Annotated in this window: 9 protein-coding genes and 2 rRNA genes; 5 read left to right on the top strand and 6 right to left on the bottom strand. The window is 30.2% G+C overall.

Translation table 11 applies throughout. The features are described from left to right. Window positions 1-7: 7 nt before the first annotated feature. Window positions 8-532 carry a hypoxanthine phosphoribosyltransferase gene (gene hpt / locus BRE_RS02130; RefSeq protein ID WP_012538893.1) on the bottom strand — a complete coding sequence of 175 codons (525 nt, stop codon included), beginning with the start codon at window positions 530-532 and terminating at the stop codon, window positions 8-10. A 136-nt stretch (window positions 533-668) separates the two neighbouring features. Between hpt and BRE_RS02125 the strand changes: the two genes are divergently transcribed. From BRE_RS02125 to BRE_RS02105, 5 genes are all read left to right on the top strand, one after another. Continuing rightward, window positions 669-1,505: a Cof-type HAD-IIB family hydrolase gene (locus BRE_RS02125; RefSeq protein WP_041178191.1), complete on the top strand. Its 837-nt coding sequence runs from the start codon at window positions 669-671 to the stop codon at window positions 1,503-1,505. A gap of 142 nt (window positions 1,506-1,647) precedes the next feature. Beyond that, a 23S ribosomal RNA gene (locus tag BRE_RS02120) occupies window positions 1,648-4,585 on the top strand. Window positions 4,586-4,607: 22 nt separating this feature from the next. Next, window positions 4,608-4,718, top strand: a 5S ribosomal RNA gene (rrf, locus tag BRE_RS02115). 58 nt (window positions 4,719-4,776) lie between these two features. Beyond that, a complete protein-coding gene (locus tag BRE_RS02110; RefSeq protein ID WP_012538891.1) occupies window positions 4,777-9,222 on the top strand; it encodes a response regulator in 4,446 nt (1,481 codons plus the stop codon). After that, window positions 9,222-10,151, top strand: a complete 930-nt coding sequence (locus BRE_RS02105) for a diguanylate cyclase (protein WP_041178117.1) — start codon at window positions 9,222-9,224, stop codon at window positions 10,149-10,151. Before BRE_RS02110 ends, BRE_RS02105 begins: the two co-directional genes overlap by 1 nt. Before the next feature lie 15 nt (window positions 10,152-10,166). Here the strand turns inward: BRE_RS02105 and BRE_RS02100 are convergent, their stop codons facing one another. From BRE_RS02100 to BRE_RS02080, 5 genes are all read right to left on the bottom strand, one after another. Next, entirely contained in the window at window positions 10,167-11,243 is a 1,077-nt protein-coding gene (locus BRE_RS02100) for a hypothetical protein (protein ID WP_012538889.1), read from the bottom strand. Between the two features lie 94 nt (window positions 11,244-11,337). After that, the gene (locus BRE_RS02095; protein WP_012538888.1) at window positions 11,338-11,985 is read right to left on the bottom strand and encodes an adenylate kinase; all 648 of its coding nucleotides are present in this window, start codon (window positions 11,983-11,985) and stop codon (window positions 11,338-11,340) included. A 39-nt stretch (window positions 11,986-12,024) separates the two neighbouring features. After that, a complete protein-coding gene (locus BRE_RS02090) occupies window positions 12,025-13,233 on the bottom strand; it encodes a TraB/GumN family protein (protein WP_012538887.1) in 1,209 nt (402 codons plus the stop codon). 23 nt (window positions 13,234-13,256) lie between these two features. Beyond that, the gene (gene cheB, locus BRE_RS02085) at window positions 13,257-14,417 is read right to left on the bottom strand and encodes a chemotaxis protein CheB (protein WP_012538886.1); all 1,161 of its coding nucleotides are present in this window, start codon (window positions 14,415-14,417) and stop codon (window positions 13,257-13,259) included. A gap of 35 nt (window positions 14,418-14,452) precedes the next feature. Beyond that, window positions 14,453-15,316, bottom strand: a complete 864-nt coding sequence (locus BRE_RS02080; RefSeq protein WP_012538885.1) for a CheR family methyltransferase — start codon at window positions 15,314-15,316, stop codon at window positions 14,453-14,455. Window positions 15,317-15,361 lie beyond the last annotated feature (45 nt).

The following is a 15,361-nucleotide window of genomic DNA, read 5'->3' as shown; positions in this document are numbered from 1 at the left end:
CTATCTCCTATTGATTTATTTTTGCTACACTTCTAAGAGTTCTATGCTTTTCATTAAAATCAATACCATATCCTACGATGAAGTCATTTTGAATTTCAAAATCTGTATAATCTATTTTTATTTCTGTTAGTCTTCTAGATGGTTTGTTGAAAAGCGTAAAAATTTTGATTTCTTTGGGTTTTTTAGTTTGTAAGTGTGCAATTATTTTTTTATATGTAAGTCCAGTGTCTACGATATCATCAAATATTATTACATAACAGTTTTCTATGTTAATTTCAATGTCTTTTTTTATCAACACGTTTAATGAAGATAGAGTTTTGTTGCCATAACTTGATGCTTGCAAAAAATCTATTTTTACGTTAAGTCCAATTTCTCTTGTAATATCTGCAAAGAACATGAAAAAACCCTTGAGAAGCGATATAAAAACCACATTATTTTTGTCTTTATAATAACTTCTAATTTTTTGAGCTAGTTCTTTGATTTTACTTTTTATTTTTTTCTCTGTAAACAGAGTTGAAATCTTATCACTCATTAATCTTTACATTTAACTCTCTATTTTTAACCTTTGTAAACATAATAATTATATTTTTTTTATTGATTTAATTCAAGGCAAAACTATGCCTCGTAAATTTGATGTGATATCATTTATTTTAAAAGAGGATATTGCAATGAATGCCAATTATGAAAAGTATAAGATGTTGGTTTTTGATCTTGATGGGACTTTGCTTAATAGTAAGCATGAAATTACCCCATTAACCCTTAAGGTTTTATTAAGGTTGAGAGATGATTTTCATATAATTATTGCTACTGGTAGAAGATTATATGAAATTAGGGATATTTTGCTTCAGCTTCAAGACTTAAGAATTAATGAAGGTTATATTGTAACAGCCAATGGATCTGAGGTATTTTTAAATAATGATCTTTTATTAAGATGTAGTATTGATTATGGTATAGTAAGAGAAATTTTTAAGGTAGATAGAGAAGGTATTGATATTAATCTTTATGATCTTCATGATTGGTATTCTGATAGAGAGATTAGAAGTCCAATTATGAATCATTTTATTCAAAATTTGGGAATAAAACCAATTATTACTGATTTATCTGAGCTAAAAATAAATTCTTGTTCTAAGATAGTTTATTATTCTCATGATTTACTGAGGCTTGAAGAATTTGCAAATACTCTTAGAGAGAAAAATTTTAAAGGCATAAGTATGTTTTATTCTGCTAATGATCTTTTTGAAATTACAAATGTTGATGCTAGCAAATATAATGCTATTAAAAATATTTCTTTGTGTGAATGTATTGGCGTTGATTCTATTTTGGCATTTGGTGATAATGGCAATGATTATGAAATGTTAAAAAATGTTGGTAAGGGCATTTTAATGAAAAATGCACATGATCGTGTTAAGAATAGTTTGCCAAACAATGAGCTTACAAAATTTTGTAATGATGATGATGGGGTTGCAAAATTTTTAATAGAATTTTTTGATCTTGATATTAATTAATTTTTGTTTTTATTCTTTTTTTAATCTTAAAAAAATATTTGATAAAAAGTGTAATAATGGTATTGACATAGTAAAATTAAAAGTATATATTATTTTATGTTGTATAAACGATTGGCAAGTTAGAGATGGAAGATAAAAATATGGTCAAAGTAATAAAGAGTCTATGGTGGATGCCTAGGAGCTTTAAGGCGAAGAAGGTCGTGGTAAGCTGCGAAAAGCTTGGGGGAGAAGCAAACATTCTATGATCCCAAGATTACCGAATGGAGTAATCCAATTAGTTAGATGCTAATTATCTACTGCTTATGTGGTAGAGGCTATACCAGGGGAAGTGAACCATCTAAGTACCCTGAGGAAAAGAAATCAAAGAGATTCCCTAAGTAGTGGCGAGCGAAAGGGGAGTAGCCTAAACTTTAAATGTGTCAAGCTGCAGAGCGTTGCATTTAGAGGGTTGTAGGACGCTTGGAGCTTAGTCTGTAATAAGCTGAGAAGTTACAAAATATTTATATAGAAGAATAGCTTGGAAAAGTTAGCCAGAGAAGGTGACAGCCCTGTAATTTAAATATAAATATCTTCTTAAAGATGTTCCTAAGTAGGACGGGACACGAGAAACCTTGTCTGAAGCTGGGGAGACCACTCTCCAAGGCTAAATACTATAAAGCTACCGATAGTGAAGAGTACCGTGAGGGAAAGGTGAAAAGAACCCCGGGAGGGGAGTGAAATAGAACTGAAACCGTGGACTTACAAGCAGTCAAAGCCATGATATATTCATGGTGATGGCGTGCCTTTTGCATAATGAACCTGCGAGTTATCATGTCTAGCAAGGTTAAGGCATAGTAGTGCTGGAGCCTCAGCGAAAGCGAGTCTTAAACGGGCGATTTAGTTAGATGTGGTAGACCCGAAGCCGAGTGATCTATTTATGGCCAGGCTGAAGCTTGGGTGAAACCAAGTGGAGGGCCGAACCCTAGTCTGTTTAAAAAGGCAGGGATGAGCTGTGAATAGGAGTGAAAGGCTAAACAAACTCGGAGATAGCTGGTTCTCCTCGAAATGGATTTAAGTTCAGCCTTATTTTAGTGCAATAGAGGTAGAGCACTAATTGAGCTAGGGCCTGTCAAAGGGTACCAAACTCAGTTAAACTCCGAATGCTATTGTATGATGAATAGGAGTGAGACTATGGGCGATAAGGTCCATGGTCGAGAGGGAAACAACCCAGACCAACAGCTAAGGTCTCAAAAATGTATTAAGTGGAAAAGGATGTTTAGGTACGTAAACAGCCAGGAGGTTGGCTTAGAAGCAGCCATACCTTTAAAGAGTGCGTAATAGCTCACTGGTCGAGTACTTAAGCGCCGACAATGTAACGGGGCTTAAATACATTACCGAAGCTTTGGATTCTAATTTAATTAGAATGGTAGAGGAGCGTTCTGTAAGCTTGTGAAGTTAAACTGAGAAGTTTGATGGAGGTATCAGAAGTGAGAATGCAGGTATGAGTAACGAAAAAATGGGTGAGATCCCCATTCGCCGAAAACCTAAGGTTTCCTGGGTGAAGGTCGTCTTCCCAGGGTTAGTCGGCCCCTAAGGCAAAGCTGAAGAGTGAAGTCGATGGGAAACGGGTTAATATTCCCGTACCTCTTATAGTTTCGATTGGAGTGACGCATGAGGTTAACTACTGCTAGGCGATGGTAGTCCTAGTTTAAGCATTAAGGTGTTGATTTTAGTAGGCAAATCCGCTAAAAGAGCTGAGATGTGATGATGAGTGTTGTTTTGGCAACATGAAATGTAGGTAGTCAAGGTGCCAAGAAATAACTTCTAAGGTTAGGCTATAAGGGACCGTACCGCAAACCGACACAGGTAGGTGGGATGAAAATTCTAAGGCGCGCGAGAGAATCCACGTTAAGGAACTCTGCAAAATACATACGTAACTTCGGGATAAGTATGACCTAAGAGATTAGGTAGCATAAAAATGGTCCAAACGACTGTTTACCAAAAACACAGGTCTCTGCAAATCTGTAAAGAGAAGTATAGGGACTGACACCTGCCCGGTGCTGGAAGGTTAAGAGGAGATGTTAGTGTCAAAGCGAAGCATTAAATTTAAGCCCCAGTAAACGGCGGCCGTAACTATAACGGTCCTAAGGTAGCGAAATTCCTTGTCGGGTAAGTTCCGACCCGCACGAATGGTGTAACGATTTGGACGCTGTCTCAACGTGGAGCTCGGTGAAATTGAAGTATCGGTGAAGATGCCGATTACTTGTGGTTAGACGGAAAGACCCCGTGAACCTTTACTATAGCCTGGTATTGAGGTTTGGTTAAATATGTGTAGGATAGGTGGGAGACTTTGAAGCTATCTCGTTAGGGATAGTGGAGTCGCACTTGAAATACCACCCTTGTTTAATTAAGTTTCTAACTCATAGTGATATGAGGAGAGTGCCAGGTGGGTAGTTTGACTGGGGCGGTCGCCTCCCAAAGAGTAACGGAGGTGCGCAAAGGTTACCTTAGAGTGGTTGGAAATCACTCTGTAAGTGTAAAGGCATAAGGTAGCTTAACTGTGAGACTGACAAGTCGAGCAGATACGAAAGTAGGTCTTAGTGATCTGGCGGTGGCGAGTGGAAGCGCCGTCACTTAACGAATAAAAGGTACTCCGGGGATAACAGGCTTATCCTTCCCAAGAGTTCATATCGACGGAAGGGTTTGGCACCTCGATGTCGGCTCATCGCATCCTAGGGCTGGAGCAGGTCCTAAGGGTATGGCTGTTCGCCATTTAAAGCGGTACGCGAGCTGGGTTCAGAACGTCGTGAGACAGTTTGGTCCCTATCTGCCACAAGCGTTGGATATTTGAGAGGCTCTATCTCTAGTACGAGAGGACCGAGATGGACGAACCTCTGGTTTACCAGTTATTCTGCCAAGGGTAAGTGCTGGGTAGCTACGTTCGGAAGGGATAACCGCTGAAAGCATCTAAGTGGGAAGCCTTCCTCAAGATTAGATATCCTATTAGAGGGTCCTGGAAGAATACCAGGTTGATAGGTTAGAAGTGTAAGTATAGTAATATATTAAGCTGACTAATACTAATTACCCGAATCTTTGACCATATTTTTGTCTTCCTGTAAATACCCTGGTGATTAAAGAAAAGAGGAAACACCTGTTATCATTCCGAACACAGAAGTTAAGCTCTTATTCGCTGATGGTACTGCGAATTCGCGGGAGAGTAAGTTATTGCCAGGGTTTTTTTCGTTTTATTGTACTGTTAGTGTTTATTTTAAAACATGTAAGTAGTATAATTATGTGCAATTTGAAAATTTTTTTATTTGTACTTTTTTTTTCTTATATTAGTTTGCCAGCCAAACAAACTCTAAAATTTAAGCTTGTAGATCAATATTATCCTTTATATTACAAAAATAAAGAAGGTAAGATGACTGGTATGATTTTTTATCTTCTTAACAAATGGGCACAAGATCATCATTATGAAATTAGTGTAGAGGCCATTGATTATCTTGATCAAAACAAAATAGAAGATGATGTGGTTTATTTGGGATTAACATATAATTCCGATTTAAGTGAACATCTGTATTTTAAAAATGAAATTGGCAAATGTGTAACAGCATTGGTTTATAATTCAAAGGAAGAGCAAAAAATTACAAATCCATTTCTTTCAAAAGAATTTCGTGTAGGAGTTGTAAAAAATAGCATATATAAAGATATTTTGAAGTTGCATGGTCATATTGATAATGTTTTTTCATTTTCAGATACACAACAGTTATTTTCAGCATTAAGAGATAACAAAATTGATCTAATATATGGAAGTTACAAATCATTGTATTTTTTATGGCATATTTATTTTGATCCATCTTTTTTAAAGGTATTTAATTCTGACTATTTTTATAGTTTTGGCATACGGGTTGCTATTAGTAAAAAAGCTGTTAATGAACTGAAGAATCTAGATATTGATCTCTTGAGTTATATGAAAGCTCTCTCTAAAAGCGAATATGCTTCTTTTAAAGAGTTAGATTACTTATTTAATCTTGATGTTGGAATATATAATGATTATCCTCCTTTAAGTTTTATTAATTCTAAAGGTCAATTATCAGGAATTTTAGTTGATTTATGGAATGATCTCTCTAGAGAATATGCTTTTTCTTTAAAATTTGTAGGATTTCCAAAGGAAAGTATTAAACTGAGTCTGGATGATAAAGATATATCTGTTTGGGGTGGTATTATTGAAGATAATAATATTTTGACTTCAAAAATCTATAAAGTAACAGATCCAATATGTATGCTTGATTTTAATTTTTACTTAACGAATTCTAGAAATAGTGATAAAATCTTAAATTCACAAATTGTTGATTTTCACTTAAGTGGTATAAGGTTAGATAAAAATACAGATATAGTTAATAATTTTGCAGATATAATAAATAATTCATATGGTTTTATAGAAAATTTAATTACTACAAATTATCTATTGAGGTTGCATGGGTATAATAATATATTAAAATTTAAAGATTTAAGTTTTAACGTGCAAAAACCTTTAATATTAGCTAGTAATATTCGCAAATTGCAGTTGTTCTCGTATATGCTAGATGCATTAACATCAAATATCTTATTTGATACTTTATTAGAGATAGATAAAAATTGGTTTACTCAAAATGAGATTAAAGATTATCAAAGTAGTTGTTATAGCCATGTAAATAGCAGTAATTTTAATATTGAAGAAAAAATTTGGTTGGAGCACAATAAAAAATTAAATCTTGCTGTTAAGAATTGGTATCCTGTTGATTATGTAAATTCTGGTCGTTATAAGGGAATAAATGAATGGTTAATTAAAAAGATAAAAAGATTAACAAATGTGGATTTTAATATTATTAATGTACGTGAGCGGGAACTCAAAGATTTAATTAAGAATGGTCAAATAGATATTTTGTCTTCTAATTTGGATAGTGCAAATTTAGATTATTTTTTTAATATTAAATCAGTTTCAGGAATTCCTTTATATATTTTTTCACAAAAAACTAATTTATTTATTCCCAAATCATCTGATCGTATAGCAGTGCTTAACTTTTTATATTCTAATAAATTGGAAACTCAAATAGGAGCACAATTAGTACAAGTAGAGAGTTTTAAAGAGGCTTTGGATTTGATATATAAGAGAAAAGTTGATGGAATTCTTAGTGATGAGTATACTGCTACTGTTAATTTTGAAGATTTAAATGTTAGAGATCTTGAAAAAATTGTTAATGTGTCGGATTTATCATTTAATTTGAATATTGCTGTTTATAATCAAGATTATATTTTAAGAAGAATTATACAAAAAATTTTATTCCGAACAAATGTTAATAATAAATTATATTTTGATGATTGGGTATTTAATGTTCATGAAAGTTCTAAAGACATGAAATTAAAAAAATCTGGTATATTAGTCTTAACGATTGTTTTTTTTGTTTTAACTATTTTAATGTTTTTCTTATTCAGATTATTGAAAGAAATAGGATTTAGAAAAAAAATGTATTCTTCTGTAATTAGTGAAAAAAAAGTTATTGAAGATGCTATTGTTGCTAAGACTATTTTTTTAGCAAGTATGAGTCATGACATTCGTACTCCCATTAATGGCATAATAGCAGCTACCGAACTTCTAGATAATACAGATCTTTTAGGTGTTCAAAAAGAATATGTGCAAATGATCAATTATTCATCTACTTCATTACTTTCTTTGATTGATGAAATATTGTATATCTCTAAAATCGATATGAATGGTATATATATTGAAAATAATGAAATAAATCTAGAATATGAGATTGAAGAAGTTGTAAAAAGTTTTCAGTCTCAAAGCGCAAAACATAATCTTGATTTAATTTTTTATTCAGAATCAGATTTAAATAATTATTTGATAGGAGATAGGTCTAGACTTAAGAAAGTACTTATTAATTTGATAAGCAATGCTTTTAAGTTTACTAAGGAAGGAATCATAATTATAAACTATGAAATTATATGTACTAGAGAAGGTGATAATGGTGATAGAATTTTTACCATTGAATTTAAAGTAATTGATACTGGTAAAGGAATTAAAAAAGGAAATATACCCGTAATATTTGAATTATTTAAACAGGGAGATGACTTTGATGCAAAAGAATATGAAGGAACGGGACTTGGACTTGCAATATCTAGAAAGCTTGTCAGTTTAATGGGTGGTCCTGGTATTACTGTTGAGAGTGAGGTGGGCAAAGGGACAACTTTTTCATTTATGTTGCCTTTTGTTTTAGGTAATGAGATTAATGATAAAGAGAAAAGTAAATTTAAATTGATTAGGAATAAAAAGATTTTAACTTTATTTTCAAGTAATAAAGCTGTTGTCTTGTTAAATGAAATAAGTGAAATCCTTGATTATAAGGATAACGTACGTAATTTTTATTCTTATGAGGATGCTTATGAAGAATGTTCTAAATATCCTTATTATGATTTTATTTTTATAAATGTTGATAATGCGGATTTACAAAAGTGTTTAAAATTTGCTGAACGGCTTGAAAAATTAAATTTAGATGCAAAAATAGTATTTGTGTTCTATTACTTAAAGAATGAAGAGATCATTGATTTTAAATACGAATATATTCAAAAACCTTTTAAAAGGTGGGGTTTTTATTCTGATTGGATTATAAATGGTTCACTTGTAGATGCTCCATTAATTGATAATTCTGGAATTTTCAAGCTTAAGGATAATATTTGTATATTGATAGCCGAAGATAATGAGATTAATCAAAAAATTTTAAAAAATATTTTGATTGTTATAGGCGTTAGAGAAGATTCTATTGATATTGTGGATGATGGTTTTAAGGCCATTGATTATTTAAAAACCAATAGATATGATATTGCTTTTGTTGACATAAGAATGCCAAAATGTGATGGATTTACAGTATCTGAAGAAATACGAAGATATGAAAAACAAAATAATTTAAATTCATGTGTGTTAATAGCTGTTACTGCACATGCTTTAAGGGAATATAAAGATAGGTGTTTGGAGAGTGGAATGAATGATTATCTTGCAAAACCCATACATATTAAGTCGATTAAATATATATTAAAAAAATATTTATATATTGATGAGGTTAAGAATAATAATATTATAGAATATAAAAATTTAGATAAATTGGATGATTTGGATATTAATCGTGCTTTGCAAGATTTGGATATTTCGTATGACATGTACATTGATTTATGTAGAGGTTTTGTTGTCATGAGTGATAATATTATACGTGATTTGGATGAGGCATTTAATTTAAATAATGTGGTATTAATAAAAGAGTTGGCACATTCAATAGCAGGTGCTCTTGGTAATATGCGTAGTAATTTATTTGATAATTTTAAACAAATTGAAAATGGTACAGATTCAATAGAGGAATTAAGAGTACTATATTCTAAAGCACGTCAAAATTTGATTATGCTTGTTAAAAATATAAGAGATCGGATATTAAATGTTGTTGATATTGATGATTATGAAAAATTAGAATTTCAAAGTAATAATGACTTTTTAATTATTATGCAAAAACTTTTAAATGAGATAGAAAATAGAAATCCAAAAGAATATAAAAAAATTCTTGAAACCCTTAAAAAATATCATTGGGATGATGATAATATTGTGTTATTTGATTCTCTTGTTGAATGTTTAAGGGTATATAATTTTAAGGAAAGTGTTGATATTATCAAACGTATGATGAGCCATAATAGGATAGGGAAATCGTGATGAAAGGTATAATTTTAGATAACTTTGATGAAATTGCGATTGAACCTCAAAAGTTATTACTTGTAGATGATACGCCTACAAATTTAGATTTATTACTAGATATTTTGCAAAATGATTATGATATTAGAGTTGCGCTAAATGGATTTGATGCTTTAAAACAGGTGGAAATTGATAAACCAGATTTAATACTTCTTGATGTATTACTTCCAGATGTTAGTGGTTATGAAGTTTGTAGAAGACTTAAAAATGATCCTGAGACTAGAGATATTTCTGTGATATTTATAAGTTCAAGAAATTCTACTGATGCACAACTTGAAGGATTTAATGTTGGTGGTGTAGATTATATTTTAAAACCTTTTAATGGAAGGATTATTAATGCCAGAATTAAGACTCATCTTGAACTTAAAAGGCTGAGGGATTATTTTAAAAATCTTTCAAGAATTGATGGCTTAACTCAAATTCCTAATAGAAGGTTTTTTACAGATAAATTTGCTAAATCGTGGATGCAAGCATTAGAACATCAAGATAATGTTATTGTGGGAATGTTAGATATTGATTATTTTAAGAAATATAATGACAATTATGGACATACCAATGGTGATGAATGTCTTAAATTAATAGCCAAAAGTTTAAATAGGATTGCTATTAAATATAAGATAGATGTTGCACGTTATGGTGGTGAGGAGTTTATTTTATTTTCTGTCAATAAAAGTTTAGAAGAAATGATTAAGAGTGTTAGTTTTTTAATTGAGGATATTAGAAATTTAGGAATAGTTCATGAGTATAGTGATATTTCTCATTTTGTTACAGTTTCAATTGGACTTGCAGAACAAGTTCCGCAAGATTCCAATTTTACTAATATTATTAAACTTGCTGATGATAAGTTATATGAAGCTAAAATTTCGGGACGTAATCAATTTAAATATTAATCATTAAAACAGAAGTTAAATCTTATAAGTTAAAGACAATCCAATAGAGTCATAATAAACATACGAATTGTTTGTGCTTACCTTTTTTGTGATATCAGCTAATCCTACTGTATCTTCTGTATAGGAAGGTGCTGTTGAAAATTTAAATAGTACGTCTAATGTTAGATTTTCTATAACTTGAATTTTGGCAATTAAGGAAAAATTGTGATAAAAGAAGTCACTTCCCCATCCTTTATCTTGCATTGTGCTCACATGTCTTGCATTTCCAATATATGTTTGACCTTCATATAAGAATCCAACTAAATTAAGGGGCATTGGCATTTGATATGCTAAGAGTGCATAAGGATTTATTATGGTTCCATTTATATTTTTACCTTCGTCAGCTTTATATTTCCAAAGTTGATTATTCTTAGCGTGAGGGTTATATCTTAATTTCATATTATTCCCAACTACTGTTATAACATGTGTCCATTCTCCATCAAGGATTGAATTTAGATCAAATTGTAGTCTACCTCCTGTAGTGAATTCATAGTAAAATTCAGGTTTACTTGAATATTTTCCATTACCAAGATGTACTCCAATGCCTTTAAATCCAAATGCTTCCCAACCTATTCCAAATTCAGATTCTGTGTATATATTTAAAAATGCAATAGGAGTAATTCCTATTTTTGCATGGGATAGTGCTAGGATAGGTGATAGTCCAATATTGACATCAAGGTCTATTCCATTATTCTTGAAGAAAATTGAGTCGAAATTATTTTGTAATGGGATAAATTTATGACCTCCAAAATGTGATATTAATTTTGCGCTTTCCCACGAGCTAGGTTCAATCTGTTTGCTTGGGTCTGTCGATGTAAATTTTGGGGTTATAAAACTTGGAGAAAATTTACTATTTGAAATTCTAAGTGCATGTGGTGGATAATAAGCCGTTTGGAAATCAATATAAAAATATCGCGTTTGATTTTGTTTTGTTTCTGAATTTTCTTTTGTTGTTGAATTTTCTTTTGTTTCTAATTTTTGTTTTGTTTCTTCCTCTGAATAGGTAGAAACAGTTTGTAAAAATATTAATATTATTAACAATTTTTTTAACATATAATACCTTTGCTTATATAAGATTTTTTTTCTTTTTAATTTTTTTCATTATAGTTTATTTCTTTAAATAAAGTAAATTGTTTTGATTATAATTTTAGACTAATTTTTTTTCAATTTTTGATATTATCTCCATTAAGTTTTTTTGTACTTCATTAATATTTTTTGATGCGTCTATATTATTAAGTCTATTACTGTTTGAGTAAAAATTTATTAATGGTTTTGTTTGCAAATTATATTCCTGAAGTCTAATTTTTAAAGACTCTTTTGTATCATCTTTGCGTTGGTAGAGAATACCTTGGCAAAAATCACAAATTTCTTTTTCTTTTGTAGGAAGTGTATATATATTAAATATTTTGCAACAAGATTGGCATATTCTTCTTCCAGAAAGCCTTTTAACCAGAAGTTTTTCGTTAATTAAGAAATTTATTATTTTAATGTTTTCTAATAACCTATCTAATTCTATGGCTTGATTGATATTTCTGGGAAATCCATCGAGAATAAAATTATCCCTATTGTCAATAGTATTGATTTTGTCTTCAACGACTTTAATCGTAATTGAGTCGGGTACTAATTGTCCATTTTCAACTATTTGTTTGATTTCTTTTCCAAGGGGTGTATCATTTTCTATGTTTGTTCTAAACAAATCGCCTGTTGAAATGTGATAGTAATTTAGTTCATTTGATAGAATTTTTGCAATTGTACCTTTTCCAGAACCTGGAGGGCCTAAAAAGACAAGTTTCATAATGTAACTCCTGTATAGTTTTATTTTTATTTTTGATATTTAACCGAAGATATTTAACAAGAATTTAAATCCAACAATTGTTCCAATTGCAGATCCAATGTTAACAAAAAACACTATTAATAAGATTTTTGTAACTTTATTCTTAAAATATCCTTTTATGTTATGTAAATCTTCTTGTAGGCTTTCAAAATCTTTTATTTTTGGTTTATTTATATATGCTTCAACGAGTCCTGCTACCATACCTGTCCCAATAAATGGCATTAAAGAAAATATTGGAGCACCAATTGATGCTGTTAGTATAGTAATAATGTTGGCTCTTAATAAAATAGCTGCAATGCCTGCAAATACAGAATTACATATTATCCAGATTTCTAAATTTTTATAGGCAAATTCAAAGTCTTTAAAGTAGAATGAACTTGCTATTAGTATAATAATCGAGATAGCTATTAAGTAGGATATCAATTTGCTTATTGAGAAATTGTTTTTAGGTATGGTGTTTAGTTCTTCAATGTTAATAATTTTTTTAGTATCTTGAATTTCTTTTAAGTTTTCTATTATTCCCTTTACATGGCCAGCTCCCACAACAGCAAGAATTGTTCCAGATCCTTCAAGTATTTTACTTGCTATAAATTCATCTCGTTCATCAATTAAGACTTTTTTTACAGTGGGAATTTCTTTTGCAAGTTCTTCCATTATATTTGATAGAGCATCTTGTTCTTTAAGTTTTTCAATTTCATCTTCTGTGACTTTGATATCTGAGAATGAAAACAGGCTTGATATTATTTTTGTTTTTTCAAAAATTGGAACACAATTCCAAGCTCTCTTTAGAGTTGTCTCAACTTTTCTGTCTGCAAGTATTAAAGGTATGTTATGTTCCTTGGCTTTTAAAATGGCTGTTTTCATTTCTTCACCAGGACTAATTCCTTGTTCTTTTGCTAATTTTTTTTGAAAATTACTTAAAATAATTTGTACTATTAATAAAAAGGCTTTTCCTTGTTTTATTACTTTATATATGTCCAAGTTGCGCCATTTTTCATTTTCGTCTGTTTGTAGAATGGCATGGTAGCGTGCCTCATCAAGTTCAACCGCTATAAAATTTGGTTTTAATATATCAATCAAATTAGCAGTGTCTTGTGAGCTTTTTTTTGATACATGAGCTGTTCCTAATACATATATTTTATGATGATCTATGTCAAGAGTACTTACATGTAAAAAGTAGTCTTTTGTGTTTTCTTTTGCGGTTTCCAAAAGTTATCCTTGTCTTTAAAAATTTAACCATCAAGAAGGATGGTTTCTAATAATTTTACCACATGACCTATTGAAACTATATAGTCTATATTATTTTCTTCTATTGCAATTTTTGGCATTCCAAATACCACTGAGCTTTTTTCATCTTGTGCAATAGTTACGCCCCCAGCTTTTTTAATATCTCCAATTTCTCTGGAACCGTCATTTCCCATTCCAGTCATTATGAGAGCTATGACTTTTTCTTTTACGTTTTCTGATATTGATTTGAATAGTACTCCTATAGAAGGTTTGTGTCCGTTGACATTTTCCGCATCAAAAACCTCTATTTGATAATTATCGTTTATTTTGTTTATTTTTGTGTGATATCCTCCAGAACTTATATATATGCATCCTTTTTGAAGTATTTCATTGTTTTTTGTTTCTTTTACAGTTAAGTTACAAATTTTATTAAGATTGTTTGCAAATTCTGTAGTAAATCCTTTTGGCATATGTTGAACAATTACTATTGGAATAGGAAAGTTTTTTGAAATTTCTGATAAAATTATTTTTAATGCTTCAGGGCCTCCTGTGGATATTCCAATAACTACCATTTCAAATTTTCTATTTTTAAGTTTTTTTAAATCTTGGTCATTTATTATTTGTTTTTGATTAAGACTTGTTACTATGTATTTAGTGTTTGTTTTTTTTAAATTATGTTCTCTTATGTTTATTATATTTAGGTTATTTTTTTTATCTTTTTCATTTTGTGACGGTATGTATGTTTCTGGTTTACAATTAATATTGGTTATGATTTTGTTTTTTATACTCTTATTTCCATAAATTGTAAGTAAATCAATAATTTTATCTTTTATTTTATCTAATTTACTATCAATTTTTATTATGAAATCATCAGCACCTTGTAGTAGAGCATTTATTGCAAGGTCTTTATTAGATGATAGTATAATGACGGGAATTTTATTATTGATATTTTGCTTTTTTTGTATGAGGGAAATGTCTTTGATAGTTTCTTTTTCTAGGCCTAGTAATATTACATCTGGGTCTTGTTTTAATTTTTTTAATGCAAATTCTGCATTGGCTGCAGTTGCAATAACTTTAAGTTTTGATGAGGAATTTATTATATCCGATATAGCCTTTCTATTAACAGACGAAGAATCAATAATGAGCACGTAAATTGTTATTCTCATTTTTTATTTGCTCCTATAGGTCTGCTTGCATAAAATTATAGTTTGTATTTGTTTTGGAATGAAAGTTTTTTTTCATTAGGGACACTCTCGTCATCCTTTTCATATATTATAGCCCAAGGTGTCTTTAAAAACTTGAAAGGAAGATTTAGACCAAAGAGTGATTCTGAGTGTCCGATAAATAAGTAACTCTTCATAGCCATAGAAGAATAAAATTTTTTCAAGACTTTAATTTGTGATTTTTCGTCGAAATATATGAGTACATTTCTACAAAATATGACGTCTATATTGGAAAATCCACTTTCAAAATTTAAATTATGATAATCAAATCTTATGTGTTTTTTGATGTCATTTACTACCTTATAACCATCCATGTGAGGCTTAATGTATTTTTTATACTCTGCTGGAATATGTTCACATTGTTGGCTAGAGTAATGTCCGTCTTTTGCTATCATTAACGATTTTAAACTTAAATCAGAGGCTATAATAATAAATTCAAAATTTTCTGGAATGTGGTATTTAAGAACAAATGCTAATGAATATGGTTCTTCTCCCGTTGAACATCCTGCAGACCATATAACAATTCTATTTTTATTTTCTTTTGTTTTAATATTTATTAATTGTGGTATTATGAATTTTTCAAAAGTTTTAAAATGGGCTTCATTTCTGAAAAATCTTGTTAAATTTGTAGTAACTAGATCTAAAAAATACTCTTTTTTAAATTTGTCTGAAATTATTAATTCGTATAGTTGTTGTGGTGTATTGATATTTTTAAGTTCATGTATTGCATCATTAATTCTACTTTTTAATACAATTTTATTTTTTTCATCAAAACGTATACCACTATTATCATATATAAAATTACAAAATTTTATCAAAAGTTCATCATTAATGTTTAACATCTATAAAGTCCAATTTTATGAATTTTCTTAATATATAGTATTACT

This window comes from Borrelia recurrentis A1, assembly GCF_000019705.1.
Lineage (GTDB): Bacteria > Spirochaetota > Spirochaetia > Borreliales > Borreliaceae > Borrelia > Borrelia duttonii.
This window is presented reverse-complemented; position numbering and strand designations above follow the sequence as displayed.